Origin of the sequence: Gracilibacillus dipsosauri, assembly GCF_003176895.1 — a bacterium.
GTDB classification, from domain to species: domain Bacteria; phylum Bacillota; class Bacilli; order Bacillales; family Amphibacillaceae; genus Gracilibacillus; species Gracilibacillus dipsosauri.
This window is the reverse complement of the sequence record NZ_QGTD01000020.1, coordinates 207,182-222,641: the sequence shown is the minus strand read 5'-3', so window position 1 is coordinate 222,641 and position 15,460 is coordinate 207,182. Positions and strand designations below refer to the sequence as shown.

The following is a 15,460-nucleotide window of genomic DNA, read 5'->3' as shown; positions in this document are numbered from 1 at the left end:
TACTATTTAAACGCATAAAAATCCCCCTAAAGTAGTTTTACTTTTTTAAGTGTCTACTTTAGGGGGAGCATATCAATTTACAAGAGACTTTTTCTAATCTTTTTATAATGATGAAACCAAGGCTGTCTTTCTTCGATTTGGGCAGCTAGCTGAAGTAACAGGTCATCTTCACCGAGTCTAGCAAAGAAGTGGGTCCCAACCGGTAATCCATCTTCAGTCCAATAGGTTGGAACACTCATTGCAGGCTGTCCCGTAGCATTAGCAATTGGCATTAGTGGATTGTAATCTAGCATATTATTTAACATTTGTTGATAGGCCGTTTGCTTAGTCTCTTTGTTTTCTCCGATTTTTTTTGGTAACTGATTCAAGGTTGGAGTCATCCATACATCTATTTCTTCAAGGAATTCTAATATTTTTTGTGCTTCGCTTTGAATATAAACACGTGACTCCTCATATTCTAGGGCTGATAAATTTTTACCGAATTCCAAAATCTCATAAGTAAGCTTTTCTACATTATCACGATTCACCTCTTGGCCTATCATTAGTCCAGAATGTTTTATAATGGTAGAGCCACTTCCAAGCCAAATATTAATAAAGTGATGTGCGAGTGAATCTAAATCAAATGTTGGCATTTTGTCCACGACTTCATGTCCCAAATCCTTCATTAACTCTACTGTTTCTTCCATATTCTTTCTTGTATCATTGTCAAATGAAACATGGGAATTAGGCTGATAGCGAACAGCAATCTTTAGTTTATTTGTTTTTTTCGTTACGTTCTCTAAAAAATTCGTATATGTCTTGAAGCTTGGATATATTGTATGTTTTCCAACTCCATTTAAGATATCTAACAATGCAGCACTATCCCTAACAGACCTTGTAACTGCATGATTAATGGAGAAATGATTCACATAAGGGCTATATGGCAAACGCCCTCGGCTTGGCTTAAAACCGAACAATCCGCAAGCAGATGCTGGAATTCGAATCGATCCTCCACCATCGTTAGCATGAGCAAAGGGTATTAAGCCAGCGGCTACGGCTGCTGCAGATCCCCCACTTGAGCCACCTGGAGAGCGTTCGAGATCCCAAGGGTTTCTCGTTGGGCCGAAAAGCTCGGGCTCAGTGGTAGGAAGAAAGCCAAATTCAGGTGTATTGGTTTTTCCGAGGAAGATGAGGCCAGCTTGTTCAAATAGGTTAACAATCTCATCATTTTCAGGTGCGATGACATCTTGGAGCATAACAGAACCACTTGTATGCCTAGCCCCTTTAATGGCATTTAAATCTTTTATCAGAAATGGAAGTCCCGCAACTTTTCCATTAGTAGCTTGCGGCATTCTCTTTGCTTGTTCTCGACCACTTTCAAACATTTCGAGAACCACTGCATTTAGTATCGGGTTATATTTTTCTATTTGATAAATATAAAAGTCGGTAAGTTCAAGGGGAGTAAGTTCTTTTTTATCAAGTAGCTGTTTTTGACCTAATGCATCTAGTTCAAGTAAATCATCAAATTGTTTCAATTGTAGACCTCCTTGTTTTTAGTAATTCATTTAGAATAGCATAACAGAAAAAATGAACCTACGATATAACCCTAGAAGTAATAATCATTATGTTAGCTATAGACTAAAATAGCCAAAAAAAGGTATCTGCAAAAATTGCGGTCTATCCTTGTCGTATTTTGCTGAATTCATCAACAATGATGGTCATTTTGTACTAAAAAATAAACACCACTCACTTCTGATGGTTAATTATTACATAAATAACATTTATCTGAAATAATGATTATTTACTGTAAGCGCATACATGATATGATGAAACTATCTTTAAAGAAAGGAGGGCTGAAGTTTAGAGACGGAATATATAGAACAAAAAATGAAAAGGACGTGAGAAAATGAAGAGAAAAAATTTTGTTAAATTGCTTGTAACTAGTCTAATTTTCACTCTTCTTGTCGGTTTATCATTTCAATCTGTTTCTGCAAGTACACCGGATTTTAGTATGACGGGCTTTGCTACCTTTGATGGTGGAACCACTGGTGGAGAAGGTGGAGATACGATAACAGCCCAAACTGGAGATGATATTATCCAGGCACTAAAGAATAAGGATGATAATACCCCACTAACGATTTATGTTGATGGTACGATTACACCAAACAATACATCAGATAGTAAGATCAATATTAAAGATGTCTCTGATGTTTCCATTTTAGGTGTTGGTACAAATGGAGAGTTGGATGGAATAGGAATCAAAGTATGGCGAGCAGATAATGTGATCATTCGAAACCTCACGATCCATGAAGTTAGAGCTGGTGATAAGGATGCGATCAGTATTGAGGGTCCTTCTAATAATATATGGGTAGATCATAATGAACTGTATGGTGACTTAAATGTAGATAAAGATTATTATGATGGTTTATTTGATGTTAAAAGAGATGCCCATAATATTACATTTTCTTGGAATTATGTGCACGACAGCTGGAAAGCAATGTTAATGGGCTCTTCCGATAGCGATGATGGTGATCGAAATATTACCTTTCACCACAATCACTTTCAAGATCTAAATTCACGTGTTCCTGCTTTCCGTTATGGAGAAGGTCACTTATATAATAATTATTTCGAAGGGATTATTGATACAGGAATCAATGCTCGCATGGGCGCTGAGCTACTGGTAGAAAACAATGTCTTTGAGGATTCTAAGGATCCTTTAGGTTACTGGTATAGTGATGAACCGGGATACTGGAATGTCTCCAATAATCTATATATTAATAGCACTGGTAGTCAACCAACCACATCAACAACTAATTATACTGTGTCGTATAATTATACTTTAACTCCTGTTGAGGATGTGAAAGCAATGGTAACGCAGTATGCAGGTGTAGGGGTAGTTCAGCCTTAATGATAAGAGGCCACTTGAGTGGCCTCTTGATCAAATTGAGGTTGTGCACGGTTTAAGAGTTTATTGCTTTATCCCAGTATTAATTAGTTTTACATCCACATTTAAATTAATTGTGGTTTCTGGAAATTTTTGGTGCCATTCCTTTGCAGTTAATTTCCCGTTTTTTTTATGTGCCCGATATATGCTACCAAGTCCAAGTGGATCAGAGTTAGCATTTTGTAAAGTAGCTAAAAGCTTTTTGTACTGCCTTTTTACTTCTTCTTCTACTTCTTTTTCTAATAAGTTGGCAAACTGTTCATTCTCGTCCTTAAAGGTTTCTGATGTTTCGTTTAAAATGACTTTAAGATTTACATCTGTTCGGTAAGACAATTCCTTAATGTCGGTTAACCTTGTCTTACTTTCTCCATCTATTATTAAGAAACTAAGATGGAGCTGATCCCGATTTGCTTGAGGGGCACTTAAATATTTTAAAAAAGGTTCACGAGAGATGGAGAGATGTATCTGCCTATCGTGTACTTTATTTTGAAATAAATTCACTAAAAAGGCATCCTCCATTGATATTTTCCCCACGTATTTGTCATTTTGAAATAGTGCCATACCAGTTATTGCAATTTTATTATCCGTTAAGGAGATTAAAGGCATGATGGGATCCTTGCCAGGGTCTTCATATGTATGGGTAAGTTCATGAAGGGAAACATTCGGTATACTGTCCCCCTTAATTTCCTTTTCAATTAATTTTTCCATATATTGACCCATATCAATATCAGCATTTTCTTGTCCTAGTAAAAGTATGTCCTTTGCGGTCGTTTCACTCACCGCTAAATACATCATATCGGAAAGACGCGCATCTCGAATTAAGACATTCAAATAGTTTTTAAACCCTTTCTCTGCCGTTTCTTTTCCATATAGAACTAAACGAATTTGGCCAGGTAAAAAAGTAAAGGATGATTTTTTTTCTGCGTTTTGATTCGCTTCTTTAATGGTTTTTCCTTTACCATAATTTATCGTTGTTACGTTTTCTGCTTGTTCATCAAAAATATAAGAGAGAATAACGGTTTCTATAAGATTTTCTGATTCTTCGCTAATATCGATACCATATGTATTGATAATGGCATGTTGCTCTATAATTTTGGTCTGCATGCAGGCAGCTAAAAAGACGAATGAAATTAATACAAATACAAACTTAATGCGATAAATCTCGACCACCACTCTTTCGTTTCCATCTTTTTTTTATAAGTACCATTGGAAGAAGTAAGAGAGGATAAACATAAACAATCCAAAAACCAAATTCTGCTACACTATCAATGATTTTTCGGATAAGAAAATAATCATCGATAAAGGTACTAGCAATCAATATGACGATTGCTAAAATATATAAGGTTGTTTTTTGTTTAACCTGATACAGTCTTTTTATTCCATAGGTTATCGCCCACATCAATAAGATCATATTTGGTACGACAACCATCATCCATTCAGCTATGACGATGTAATCAAATCGTTCAATAAAGGTAAGATTTTGTATTTTGAACATGTCTAGAACTGTCCATTCTAGTTTTAACAATTGGTCACGGCTAAAATACCCAATGGATATAACAGTCAATATCAAGACGATCATTGATGACCATATAATTGCTAGATAAGTTGGGAAACGGACCTTCTGTTTGTTTTGAATAAATGGATAAACAAAGAACAGGATTTCAAATCCCATAAAGGTATAAGAGGTTGCCTTTGCCCCTTTCCATAATTCCGTAAATGATGCTTGAAACATTGGTTGAAAGTGGTTAAAATGCATGAACCTTATCGGCTCTACAAGCAATCCAAGTAGCCAAATCGAGAGAAAAAAGAAGAGAAAAAAAACGCCAACAATCGCTTGAAGTCCTCCTCGAACACTGTAAACAACTAAACTTAATAATAGTAAAGCGACCACGAAATTGTTTAAGTTTGGAGCGATAAAAATCTTTAATACTTCGATATAGGTTATTATCACTGATAAAAACGCTAGGATAAAATGGATAATGTAAATAGTCCCGAGCAATTTTCCTAACCATTTCCCGAATAGATCGGTTTGAATTCCTAAAATATCAGCATTTTCATACTGCTTAAGGATAAATAGCATGGCAGATATGACCATTACAATAAAACAAGAAGCAAGTATAACCGAAATCCAAGCATCTTGTTGTGACTCTTTAAAAATAAACCTAGGAACCCCCATTATTCCTACACCTATTTGAATAAAGCTTATAAGGAAAAATAAATAAAATGCTTGAATGCGTAAATTCGATTTTACTTTCACATTAATGTCCATAATTCACCTACTCATCTATGTCTTTCTTTGTCTTCGCTTTGTTTTTCTTGTATCGTTTTATATCTTTTGGCTGGTAGGAATAAAATCTTTTACTCTGATAGGCAATAGGTAACCGGAACAATGCTTTATTGAGATCTTCCCATCTAAAGGGATAAATAGGTGTTAAATATGGTCTTCCTAAAGATTTTATTTTTAATAAATGGATGAGCAAAAAACAAGTCCCGAACATTATACCGATTAAGCCTAATAATCCGCCTAATATAATCATAGGAAAACGAATGATTCGTATGGCTGTACTCATTAAGTAATTAGGGATGGTGAAGGAAGCTAGTGCACTAATTGCGACAAGAATGATTAAGAAATTACTTGTTATCCCTGCCTGAACAGCAGCAGTTCCGATGACAATACCTCCTACAATACCGATGGTCTGCCCAATCTTTGTTGGCAGCCTTGCTCCAGCTTCTCGCAGTAATTCGATGAAAAACTCTAGAATTAACACCTCAATAATCGGTGGAAACGGTACGATTGCTCTAGAATTCCCGATAGTTAATAGCTCCTTTATTGGAATAATCTCATAATGAAATGTAGTGGCAGCTACATATAAAGGTGTCAGAAAGATGGATAAAAAAATCGCAATGAAACGAACAGATCTTAAAAAGGTACCTGCATGCCAACGCATGTAAAGATCCTCTGTAGATTCAAAAAAACTAAAAAAAGACGAAGGCGCAATAGTTGCTGTCGGACTATTCTCCACTAATAAGCCAATCCTACCTTTATCTATAGCATAGACAAATCGATCGGGTAGCTCTGTTAAATAAAATTGTGGGAAAATAGTTAGCGAAGAGTCCTCAATATATTGCATTAATACAGAACTGTCTTCAATTTGGTCCACTTCTAGTTCCTTTAATCGCTGACGCATTGTATTAATATCTGTTTCATCGGCGAGAGACTTGACGTAAACTAAACGTGCTTCGCGAGGGAAACGCTCACCTATCATTATTTTTTCTAAGACAAGGTCTGTGGAACGAATACTCCAACGAACAATATTCAAATTAGTAATCATCGACTCAGTAAAAGCAACTTTCGGTCCTAAAACTAGGGATTCTGTTTCTGCTTGTGTTAAATCTCGTTTTTCTTTTTTATCTAATAAATAAGATAACGCCGCGTCTTCATTTTCTACATAGATATATACTTCTCCAATTAGTATTTTATCTAGTATTTCTTCGAGTTTTTCAATCTTGCTCCCACTTCTTAAAGGTATTTCATTTAGAATCGATTGATTTGTCCATTTTGATTTACCATCTAATAAAGGCTTTAACATAAATTGCTCGACCATCTCTGGTTCCACTAAATAGGAGATGTAAAAGACAGCAATCCTCGCTTCAGACTTCTCAAAAATGGTAAAGGATAAATCTGGGTTATTCTCAAATTTACTCTCCATCAATGTTTTTAATTTATCGACACTTATTGGGAAAAGCTTACTAGATTTATTTTTACCCTTCCGCATATAGATCACCCAAAATTATTAGAGTTTTTATTAAAACATTCTCTCCATGAACTGCAAGAAATATAACAAATCGACTTATTTTGATAGTTAATTAATAAAAGAAGGAAGGATCTAATGTATATATGCCTATTTCCTAAAGTAAGACTTACCTTCTTATAGGCTGATGAATAGGATAATAAAGTAAAATAAAGGAGAGGATGAAATAACGATGCCTTATTGGACAAATCAACAGCATTCTCACTATTGGGGGCATAATCCTAATCAATGGCAAGGCCATCAACAGATGTTTTCAGACCATGGCATGAATCCATTTGTCGTGAACATCGAGCAAGCTTCATTAGTAAATAATACATTTCGTACAGCATTATGGACTGGGAAGCATTTACAAGTTACGTTAATGTCCATAGGAGTTGGGGAGGATATCGGATTAGAAAGACATCCAAGTACTGATCAGTTTTTACGTATTGAATCAGGGCAAGGAATTGTATTGATGGGAGATCATCCAAATCAATTAACTTTTCGACAACAGGTAGCCAAGAATAGTGCTATTATGGTACCAGCAGGTAAATGGCATAATTTGATCAATACAGGAAATTCTCCAATCAAACTTTATTCAATATATGCACCACCTGAGCATCCTTTTGGTACGGTGCATCGTAGAAAAGCGGATGCCATGGCAGCAGAAGGATAATGGCCGAAGTGGAAGGGAAAAGCGTCTGTAAAAAGTTACAGCCGCTTTTTTTATACGTTAGGAAAGAATAATACGACGAAACGGAAATTTTGAAGTCAAAGTATAACAAACTCTAACGTATCCTTTAAAGGTCGAGCGAATGCGAGATTTTCTACTATGGAAGTTCTTTTTATTGAAGAAGGAATGCACTGGACAAGTTATAATAAGTTTAGCAAATGCTGGGACCATCTTATGTTATGTTTCCTACCTGTTATTCCACTATTTCCGCAACTGATGTGACATTTTGCCAAATGAAAGAAAGAACGTTGCATAATAAAGAAGGAGGGAAAAGATGAAGATACGAATAGATATTGATGCCAAGCATGAAGAGTCATCGATTACCATTCATGCTAAGGAATGGACGAAGGAAGTCGAAGAGCTAGTTAACTTATTGCAAAACAAACAGCCTAAAAGAATTGTATCTGTTCAAGAAGATCGATCCATTCTATTAAACCCTGAAGAAATTGATTATGTGTTTGCTAGAAATCGCAAGGTGTTTGCCATGATAGGTGGGGAATGTATGGAACTAAAGATGAAATTGTATGAAGTAGAAAAAATCCTTCATGTCTCTGGATTTATCCGTTTTTCCAAGTCTGTTGTAGGCAACATTAATCAGATCGATCGATTTGAATTATCCTTTAACGGCAATTTGTGTGTCTTTTTTAAATCTGGAAGTAAGGAATATGTTAGTAGAAAATATGTGCAGCAATTAAAAGCACAAATTGTCGAAGGGGGAGAATTACATGATTATTGAAGTATTGAGAAGAAGTATAATAGGTATTGCAATAGGTGCATTAGTAACATTTGTAGCGTTAACGATTCTTGTTATTTTCTCCATTGAATCTACTGTAATCGAGATATGGAGGCACTTTCTTTCTAGTATGCTTATGGGTGTTTATTTTAGCTTAGCATCACTTATATTTGAATCTGAGCGTGGGAGTTTGTTGAAACAAACCATCATCCATTTTGTACTATCCTTAATAGTCATATCTATTGTATCTATATATGCTGGTTGGGTTCCTTTCACTCTTTGGTCGCTAATAATAGGATTAGGTATATTTCTATTGACGTATTTTATAATGTGGATTGGCATATATACCTATTACAAAAAACTTGAAAAATCAATGAATGAAAGTATTGAAAAAAGATGATGCACAGGAGGTAGGTACATGATTAATGTTCAGGGTATTAGTAAGAGATATGGTTCGATAAAAGCACTGAATGACTTAGACTTCTCTATTAATGAAAGGAGTTGCTTTGGCTTAGTAGGGCCTAATGGTGCGGGTAAATCTACTTTTATGAAAATACTGGTAGGTGTCATTGATCGTTTTGATGGCGATATCCAAGTTTTTAATCAATCTGTGAAAAAAGATCAGTTAGCGGTAAAAAGATGCATCGGTTACGTTCCGCAGGATATCTGTCTAGAAGAAACACTAACAGCTAATGATAATTTAACCTACTTTGGTAGACTTTATGGTTTATCGGGTGAACATTTACGTAATCGAATACGAGTTGTCTTAGAACAAATTGGTTTAAGCGAAAGAGCACATGACAAAATTTCCAAGTTTTCTGGAGGAATGAAGCGCCGTTTAAATATCGGCTGTGCGATTCTTCATGAGCCTTCCGTCATCGTATTAGACGAACCAACCGTCGGAATTGATCCACAATCACGACATTCTATTTTTTCATTGATTTCTGAACTAAAAGAACTCGGAAGTACGATTATTTATTCGAGCCATTACATGGAGGAGGTTGAGCAAATATGTGACAGTGTTGGCTTTATTGATAAAGGGAAATTGGTAGAACACGGAACGATGAAGCAGGTGCTTGATAAACACCGAAATGCTGCCATTTTTGTTGCAAAAGATGGCATGGTGACAGAAGAATTGACAGCATATGGAGATGTTATGCAAACAGATGCCGGTTTTTTTATAAATTGTGCTGACCCTTTATCGACAATGGGAATAATGATTGAGCATTTTCGTGAAAATGGTATTACTCCAGAGAGGCTAGAATTAAGCCAAACTAGATTAGAGGATATTTTCTTTCAATTAACGGGTCTCCGTTTAAGAGACAATGGTTAGGAGTTGATCGTATGTGGGCAATAACATTAACAGAATTAAAAAAGAATGCTCAAGATAAAGGGCTTTGGTTTTGGACTTTTATTCTACCAATTGTATTTATTGTCGGTTTTATCGCTATTTTTTCCGGTGGGGAAGAGATGGACACACAGGCATTAGTAACACAGATTGTCCCTGGATATACAGTAATGTTTTCCTTCTTTATCATGATTTCCATTGTCATTGCTTTTGTAAAAGAACGGGATGGAGGAATGGTTGCTCGAATTGCCAGTACTCCTTTACCCATTAATCGATATTTTATCGGAAAATGGATACCCTTTATGCTTATTGTGATCATTCAGATTATTGTACTATTTTCCTTTGGGGTGTTGGTATATGATTTACCTTTAGGAGATCCGCTTTCCCTTATTGTCTTATCATTTGTCCTTGCTTTTCTTTCGACTAGCTGGGGTATGGCAATGGCAGTCCTAGTAAAAACAGAAAACATGGGAATCGCCTTAACGCAAATTATTGCATTAGGTGGTGCGATGCTAGGTGGATTATGGATGCCACTTGACATGATGCCAGCATTTATACAAGCAACTGCAAAATTTCTTCCTCAATTCTGGGCATTAGATGGCTATAAGAATATCCTATTAGAAGGTGGTACAATAATGGATATTTGGCTTTCTATTCTGATTTTGCTATCTTTTGGGCTCATTGGTGCAATCATTGCATTCGTTTCTTACCCACGCTTCTTACGACAGTCTAAAAGCTAACGCCCGAGTTTGTATCTTTATTTAAACCGCTTTTATAGGCGGTTTTTTTGTTTATTGTAGAAATGAAGATTACTCGCTAAAATAAAGTCCATTTTGAAAGGAAAAGCTGCACGAAATGACGTTTATAGCCGGAATAAAAGCCAAAATGAAAGGAAAGCCGTTGTGAAATGACGTTTATAGCCGGAATAAATTATAGCCGGAATAAAAGCCAAAATGAAAGGAAAGCCGTTGTGAAATGACGTTTATAGCCAGAATAAAAGCCAAAATGAAAGGAAAGCCGTTGTGAAATGACGTTTATAGCCAGAATAAAAGCCAAAATGAAAGGAGAGCTGTTGTGTAATAACGTTTATAGTCAGGATAAAAGCCAAAATGAAAGGAGAGCTGTTGTGAAATGACGTTTATAGCCGGAATAAAAGCCAAAATGAAAGGAAAGCCGTTGTGAAATGACGTTTATAGCCGGAATAAAAGCCAAAATAAAAGGAAAGCCATTGTGAAATGACGTTTATAGCCAGAATAAAAACCATTTGAGAAGAAACATCCCTTACGTCCCCCATTCACATATTTTTGTTTACAAACATTCGGTATGTATGTTAAAGTGGAATAAAATAAGAAGAAGGTGGGATTATATTGAAACTAAATAGTTTTTATCCAGTTATCATGACAAATGAGGTTAATAGTACAAAGGATTTTTATACTAAGTATTTCGCTTTTCATGTCACATTTGATGCTGATTGGTATGTTAGTTTAAAGCATGAGACAAATGATTATGAGCTTGCCGTTTTAAATCAAGCTCACCAAACTGTTCCAAACCCATTTCGCCAAACAGCCCAAGGCTTAATTTTAAACTTCGAGGTGGAGGATGTTGATTCATTGTATGAAAAATTAATTGTACAAGAAAAGCTGCCTTTACAACTAGATCTTCGTGATGAAGCATTTGGACAACGTCATTTCATGACAAGAGATCCGAATGGTGTGTTGATAGACGTGATTAAAATTATTCCTCCAGATTCATCCTTTTTGGAACAATATAAAGAAGAAGTATGGGAGGAATAGAGGTGGGGGAATACGTATCATTAAAATATTATTTTGGAACGGAATTAGCGATTCGATTAGCAAAGTTGATCGAGCCTCACGATACCAACTTTGAAGCGACTGCTTTTATTAAGACGGTATCATCTTTAGTAGAGAATAAGGAGTTAAAACAACGTGTCGAAGTCATTACAGATGCACTTAGGGAATTTTTACCGGAAAATTATGAAGATAGCTTATCGATTTTATTACAGTGTCTTGGTCCAGAAAATGAAAAGGAAGAGGGGATGTTTAAGGAAGGTTATTTTCTGATGCCGGTTGCCTTTTTTGTTGAGAAATATGGGCTAGACCATTTTGACCTATCTATGAATGCATTACATGAAATCACTAAACGCCATACATCGGAATATGCCATTCGTCCATTTTTAGCAAAAAACACAGAAAAATCTATTGCCTATTTAAAATTATGGTCCGTTGATACCAATCCACATGTTAGAAGGTTAGTAAGTGAAGGAACGCGGCCACGACTTCCATGGGCAAAACGAATCGGTTGGATAAAAGGAGAAGTAGAGCAAAATCTTCAACTTTTAGAACCATTGATGAATGATTCTTCTCGATATGTAAGAAAATCTGTCGCCAACCATCTCAATGACTTAACAAAAGAATCTGCTGACGATGTGCTATTATGGATAGAGAACCATATGGAACAAAAAGCTTTTCATCCGCAAATCCTTACACATGGTTTGAGATCATTAAGGAAGTTAGGAAATGGGAAAGCTTTAGAAATAGAAGAAAGAATTAAGTAAGGTGTGAGCTGTTATGAGGAAAACCAAAGAAGATACAGAATTAACGATTCAAGAATTGCTGAAGATTGCGAGAAGCCTCTTCACTGAAAAGGGCTACGCGAACGTAGCATTAGAAGAGATAGTTAAAGAAGCAGGTTTGACACGTGGAGCATTATATCACCATTTTAAAAATAAACACGGGCTGTTTCTTGCCGTATTTGAAGCTGTTCAACGAGAAGTTGGAGAAAAGGTGGAAGAAGAAGCGGCAAAAAGCTCTGATATGTGGGAGCAGCTTTTGCTTGGCTGTCGAGCGTTTATCACTTCTTCCGTTAAATCCCAAAATCAAAGAATATTATTAATAGATGGGCCAGCCGTGCTAGGCTGGGATACCTTCCGCTTAATGGATGAAAAGTATTCCATGAAATCGCTAAAGGAACAATTGTTAAAAATGAAAGACCATCAATTGTTAATGCCTGTATCCATCGATGCCATGACACATTGTCTCTCTGGTGCAATGAATGAAGCCATATTATGGATTGCAGAAAATCAAGAAGGCGTGGAGAGTAGAACAGAAGAAGTAATGGAAAATTTATTTTTGATGATAAAAGGATTTGAAAAACTATAAAATAAATATTTTGGCCTTCATAGAGAGAAACAACTAATATTAAACTTCCCTAATCGTCCTTTTTATAGTATATTATTACTAGATAAAAAGTTTCACTATGATTTAATCGTGATCATAGGTTCGGGAGGAAATTATGGTGGCAATACTTCATATTAACCAAATACTTAACATTACCATTAGACAAAATAATCAATCACAATTATTCTTATCAAGGATTGCGGATATCCAAGAGGAAACTTTAATAATTGAGTTTCCATTATCCCTAGAAAAAGAATGGGATCCCGTCATATTTCACCCTGGTACGAAGCTAAAGATAGATTTGATTCATCAAAATAGCCGCTTTCAATTCACTTCGGAAATCAACGGTAAAACAGAAGACAAAATTCCACTACTACTTTTAAAAAGACCGAGTGAAGCAGATATCGAAAAAATCCAATTAAGGCAGAATTTTCGCGTTCCAGCCAATATTGACATGCAAATCGTACAAGATGGGGAAAACTCTACCTTCTATACTATTGATGTAAGTGCTGGTGGACTTTCCTTTTATGATAAAACTTGTTCTTTTAAGAAAGGTGATCGAGTAGCAGGAATCTTAGAACTTCCTTTTCGTACAGAAAAATACGAGGTTTCTTTCTTAGCAAAGATCGTAAGAGTAGTAGCCCAAAATAGCAATATTAAAATAAAAAAAACGGCGATTCAATTTACCGATATTGAGGAGAAAGACCGAAGAAAAATTATTCAATTTTGCTTTAAGAGACAGTTAGAGTTAAAGGAGAAAGGAATTAGTTATCCATATTAACGATAATTTTACTTAGGCAATGAGAACCTAGGGCTGAATGCATCTTTTGCATTTCAGCCAAGGTTCAATGGCTGGAGATTAATTTTGGATATATTTATTAAAAACTTCGCTAAAATCCTTTTGTGTGTTTTCATCATAAGTCGTATTGAACCAGTCAAAAGCAAATTTAGTTGCTTTTTCAAATTCTGTTGAAATGGTCCCATCATGGAAACGATTGTCCGTAAATAATGATTGAGAAACGTTTAAACTATTTTGTGCAAATTCCTTTTTTCGTTCATTTTCATCTTGTATATGGGAAATCGCGACTAAGGATTTATATAAATCTGCGATGGCTTCCCCTTCTTTTTTATCGATATCAACCGATATAGCTTTTCCACCTAAGGAAAATTTAATCTCCAAATCTAAGTCTACTGTACCTGCTGTTTCTACAGATACATTTTTAATAGGATGGCGATAATAGTCATATCTGTATATATTACGCTTACTACTTGTTGCCTTTTCTCCATCTAAGTGAATAAGAGCACGATTAGTGAAGCAATATTCATCTGATTTCGATTTAATTAAAAAATGAATCTTCTCTCCATCCTCATGCAGAACATAATCATCGGATTCTGTTTTGTCAAAATCCTCTGGTTGAATAATCTTTCCAATATCACTTAACCCTAGTGCATCACTTGCGATTTTTTTAAACATCCCTTTTCCTCCTAAGTGTTTGATAGATTTACTACTTATTATTTTAAAATATTATGGTTATTAAGTGAACCCTTTAGAAATAATAGATACTTTTGGTAGTAAAATTTCCTTTTTAATCATAAATTAGTACCAAGTATTAATATCTAGTGTTAAAATATAAGAGAGTTTAAATGAAAATCACTTTTATAAGGGAGGAATGGAGCATGGATTCTAAAGCAAGGATTACCGCAATTGGTACTTATGTCCCTGAGAAGATTCTAACTAATTTTGATTTAGAAAAGATTGTAGAAACTAGTGATGAGTGGATTGTGCAACGCTCTGGAATTAAGGAAAGGAGGATTGCCGAGGAAACAGAACATACTAGTGATCTTAGCTATAAAGCAGTACAGGATCTAATAGAGCGCTATGGAAAAGACTTAGAGGATGTGGACCTTATCATTGTCTCCACCATTACACCGGATTATCGTACCCCTAGTGTAGCTTCCAATTTACAAGCAAGACTTGGAATTAGGAACACTGGAGCGATAGATGTAAATGCAGCATGTGCAGGCTTTACCTATGGCCTTCATCTTGCTAATGGATTAATCACCTCAGGATTACATAAAAAAGTTCTCGTCATTGGTGCAGAAACTTTATCAAAGATAACGGATTTTACCGATCGTACAACTTGTGTATTATTTGGTGATGGAGCAGGGGCTGTACTAGTAGAGTATGATGAGAAAAAGCCTAGTTTTCTTTCTGCACATTTATCGTCAGAAGGAGAAGGTGGACAGCATTTATATTGTAGTTCACTATCCACACAATTGAACGGCTTGGAAATTAAGAATAACGATTTTATTGTTCAGAACGGACGAGAGGTTTATAAATGGGCAGTTAAAACCGTCCCAAAAGGAATGAACACGCTATTAGAAAAAAAATCATTCCAACTTAGGGATGTTGATTGGTTTATTCCTCATAGTGCTAATCTAAGAATGATTGAATCTATTTGTGAGAAGAGTGGCTTTTCGATAAATCACACATTATATAGTCTTACTCAATATGGAAATACATCGTCAGCTACGATACCGCTGGCATTAGATAATGGAGTACGTGATCAGAAAATTAAGCATAATGATAAAATCTTATTATATGGATTTGGTGGGGGATTGACACAGGCAGGGCTACTTATTAACTGGAATATGGATATGTAGAAGGAAGGGGGAAGATCGCTTATATGCCAATCTTCCTCTTCTTCTCATCGATAACCTATTGTCGATATAAA

At 35.6% G+C, this 15,460-nt stretch carries 16 protein-coding genes; 11 read left to right on the top strand and 5 right to left on the bottom strand.

Features of this window, described 5'->3' with window-relative positions; translation table 11 throughout:
- Positions 1-77: 77 nt before the first annotated feature.
- Complete coding sequence (locus tag DLJ74_RS19045; protein ID WP_109985656.1) at positions 78-1,514, bottom strand: amidase; 1,437 nt, start codon at positions 1,512-1,514, stop codon at positions 78-80.
- Between the two features lie 371 nt (positions 1,515-1,885).
- Between DLJ74_RS19045 and DLJ74_RS19040 the strand changes: the two genes are divergently transcribed.
- Positions 1,886-2,887 (top strand): pectate lyase family protein, encoded by a 1,002-nt coding sequence (locus DLJ74_RS19040; protein WP_109985655.1) that lies wholly within the window; start codon positions 1,886-1,888, stop codon positions 2,885-2,887.
- 60 nt (positions 2,888-2,947) lie between these two features.
- Here DLJ74_RS19040 and DLJ74_RS19035 read toward each other — a convergent pair whose 3' ends face one another.
- From DLJ74_RS19035 to DLJ74_RS19025, 3 genes are read right to left on the bottom strand one after another with little or no spacing between them, the layout of a single operon-like run.
- Positions 2,948-4,096, bottom strand: a complete 1,149-nt coding sequence (locus tag DLJ74_RS19035; protein WP_109985654.1) for a Ger(x)C family spore germination protein — start codon at positions 4,094-4,096, stop codon at positions 2,948-2,950.
- Positions 4,071-5,192 carry a GerAB/ArcD/ProY family transporter gene (locus DLJ74_RS19030; RefSeq protein WP_109985653.1) on the bottom strand — a complete coding sequence of 374 codons (1,122 nt, stop codon included), beginning with the start codon at positions 5,190-5,192 and terminating at the stop codon, positions 4,071-4,073. Before DLJ74_RS19030 ends, DLJ74_RS19035 begins: the two co-directional genes overlap by 26 nt.
- A 7-nt stretch (positions 5,193-5,199) precedes the next feature.
- Positions 5,200-6,699, bottom strand: a complete 1,500-nt coding sequence (locus DLJ74_RS19025; RefSeq protein WP_109985652.1) for a spore germination protein — start codon at positions 6,697-6,699, stop codon at positions 5,200-5,202.
- A gap of 208 nt (positions 6,700-6,907) precedes the next feature.
- Here DLJ74_RS19025 and DLJ74_RS19020 point away from each other — a divergent pair, with 208 nt between their 5' ends.
- The 9 genes from DLJ74_RS19020 to DLJ74_RS18980 all read left to right on the top strand — a co-directional run bounded on the left by DLJ74_RS19020 (position 6,908) and on the right by DLJ74_RS18980 (position 13,506).
- Positions 6,908-7,390, top strand: a complete 483-nt coding sequence (locus DLJ74_RS19020; protein WP_109985651.1) for a cupin domain-containing protein — start codon at positions 6,908-6,910, stop codon at positions 7,388-7,390.
- Positions 7,391-7,721: 331 nt separating this feature from the next.
- Positions 7,722-8,183, top strand: a complete 462-nt coding sequence (locus DLJ74_RS19015) for a LytTR family DNA-binding domain-containing protein (protein WP_109985650.1) — start codon at positions 7,722-7,724, stop codon at positions 8,181-8,183.
- Positions 8,173-8,580 carry a DUF3021 domain-containing protein gene (locus DLJ74_RS19010; RefSeq protein WP_109985649.1) on the top strand — a complete coding sequence of 136 codons (408 nt, stop codon included), beginning with the start codon at positions 8,173-8,175 and terminating at the stop codon, positions 8,578-8,580. The genes DLJ74_RS19015 and DLJ74_RS19010 overlap by 11 nt, the downstream gene beginning before the upstream one ends.
- A gap of 18 nt (positions 8,581-8,598) precedes the next feature.
- The gene (locus DLJ74_RS19005) at positions 8,599-9,513 is read left to right on the top strand and encodes an ABC transporter ATP-binding protein (protein ID WP_054861680.1); all 915 of its coding nucleotides are present in this window, start codon (positions 8,599-8,601) and stop codon (positions 9,511-9,513) included.
- A gap of 11 nt (positions 9,514-9,524) precedes the next feature.
- Complete coding sequence (locus DLJ74_RS19000) at positions 9,525-10,268, top strand: ABC transporter permease (protein WP_109985648.1); 744 nt, start codon at positions 9,525-9,527, stop codon at positions 10,266-10,268.
- A gap of 627 nt (positions 10,269-10,895) precedes the next feature.
- On the top strand, positions 10,896-11,321 hold the full coding sequence (locus DLJ74_RS18995) for a VOC family protein (RefSeq protein WP_054789035.1): 426 nt from the start codon (positions 10,896-10,898) through the stop codon (positions 11,319-11,321).
- 2 nt (positions 11,322-11,323) lie between these two features.
- The gene (locus DLJ74_RS18990) at positions 11,324-12,103 is read left to right on the top strand and encodes a DNA alkylation repair protein (RefSeq protein WP_109985647.1); all 780 of its coding nucleotides are present in this window, start codon (positions 11,324-11,326) and stop codon (positions 12,101-12,103) included.
- A 13-nt stretch (positions 12,104-12,116) separates the two neighbouring features.
- Positions 12,117-12,707 carry a TetR/AcrR family transcriptional regulator gene (locus tag DLJ74_RS18985; RefSeq protein WP_054789036.1) on the top strand — a complete coding sequence of 197 codons (591 nt, stop codon included), beginning with the start codon at positions 12,117-12,119 and terminating at the stop codon, positions 12,705-12,707.
- A 136-nt stretch (positions 12,708-12,843) separates the two neighbouring features.
- Positions 12,844-13,506 carry a flagellar brake protein gene (locus tag DLJ74_RS18980; RefSeq protein ID WP_181397673.1) on the top strand — a complete coding sequence of 221 codons (663 nt, stop codon included), beginning with the start codon at positions 12,844-12,846 and terminating at the stop codon, positions 13,504-13,506.
- A gap of 78 nt (positions 13,507-13,584) precedes the next feature.
- On the opposite strand, the gene DLJ74_RS18975 is transcribed toward DLJ74_RS18980, so the two are convergent.
- Positions 13,585-14,199 (bottom strand): PH domain-containing protein, encoded by a 615-nt coding sequence (locus DLJ74_RS18975; protein ID WP_109985645.1) that lies wholly within the window; start codon positions 14,197-14,199, stop codon positions 13,585-13,587.
- Positions 14,200-14,402: 203 nt separating this feature from the next.
- On the opposite strand from DLJ74_RS18975, the gene DLJ74_RS18970 reads away from it, so the two are divergent.
- Positions 14,403-15,389, top strand: a complete 987-nt coding sequence (locus tag DLJ74_RS18970; RefSeq protein WP_109985644.1) for a ketoacyl-ACP synthase III — start codon at positions 14,403-14,405, stop codon at positions 15,387-15,389.
- Positions 15,390-15,460: the final 71 nt, after the last annotated feature.

Excerpts from the sequence above, each read along its gene's own strand:
- DLJ74_RS19015 (WP_109985650.1), top strand. The coding sequence starts at position 7,722 with ATGAAGATACGAATAGATATTGATGCCAAGCATGAAGAGTCATCGATT.
- DLJ74_RS19040 (WP_109985655.1), top strand. The coding sequence starts at position 1,886 with ATGAAGAGAAAAAATTTTGTTAAATTGCTTGTAACTAGTCTAATTTTC.
- DLJ74_RS19025 (WP_109985652.1), bottom strand. The coding sequence starts at position 6,699 with ATGCGGAAGGGTAAAAATAAATCTAGTAAGCTTTTCCCAATAAGTGTC.
- DLJ74_RS18970 (WP_109985644.1), top strand. The coding sequence starts at position 14,403 with ATGGATTCTAAAGCAAGGATTACCGCAATTGGTACTTATGTCCCTGAG.
- DLJ74_RS18985 (WP_054789036.1), top strand. The coding sequence starts at position 12,117 with ATGAGGAAAACCAAAGAAGATACAGAATTAACGATTCAAGAATTGCTG.
- DLJ74_RS19010 (WP_109985649.1), top strand. The coding sequence starts at position 8,173 with ATGATTATTGAAGTATTGAGAAGAAGTATAATAGGTATTGCAATAGGT.
- DLJ74_RS19005 (WP_054861680.1), top strand. The coding sequence starts at position 8,599 with ATGATTAATGTTCAGGGTATTAGTAAGAGATATGGTTCGATAAAAGCA.
- DLJ74_RS19000 (WP_109985648.1), top strand. The coding sequence starts at position 9,525 with ATGTGGGCAATAACATTAACAGAATTAAAAAAGAATGCTCAAGATAAA.
- DLJ74_RS18975 (WP_109985645.1), bottom strand. The coding sequence starts at position 14,199 with ATGTTTAAAAAAATCGCAAGTGATGCACTAGGGTTAAGTGATATTGGA.
- DLJ74_RS19020 (WP_109985651.1), top strand. The coding sequence starts at position 6,908 with ATGCCTTATTGGACAAATCAACAGCATTCTCACTATTGGGGGCATAAT.
- DLJ74_RS19030 (WP_109985653.1), bottom strand. The coding sequence starts at position 5,192 with ATGGACATTAATGTGAAAGTAAAATCGAATTTACGCATTCAAGCATTT.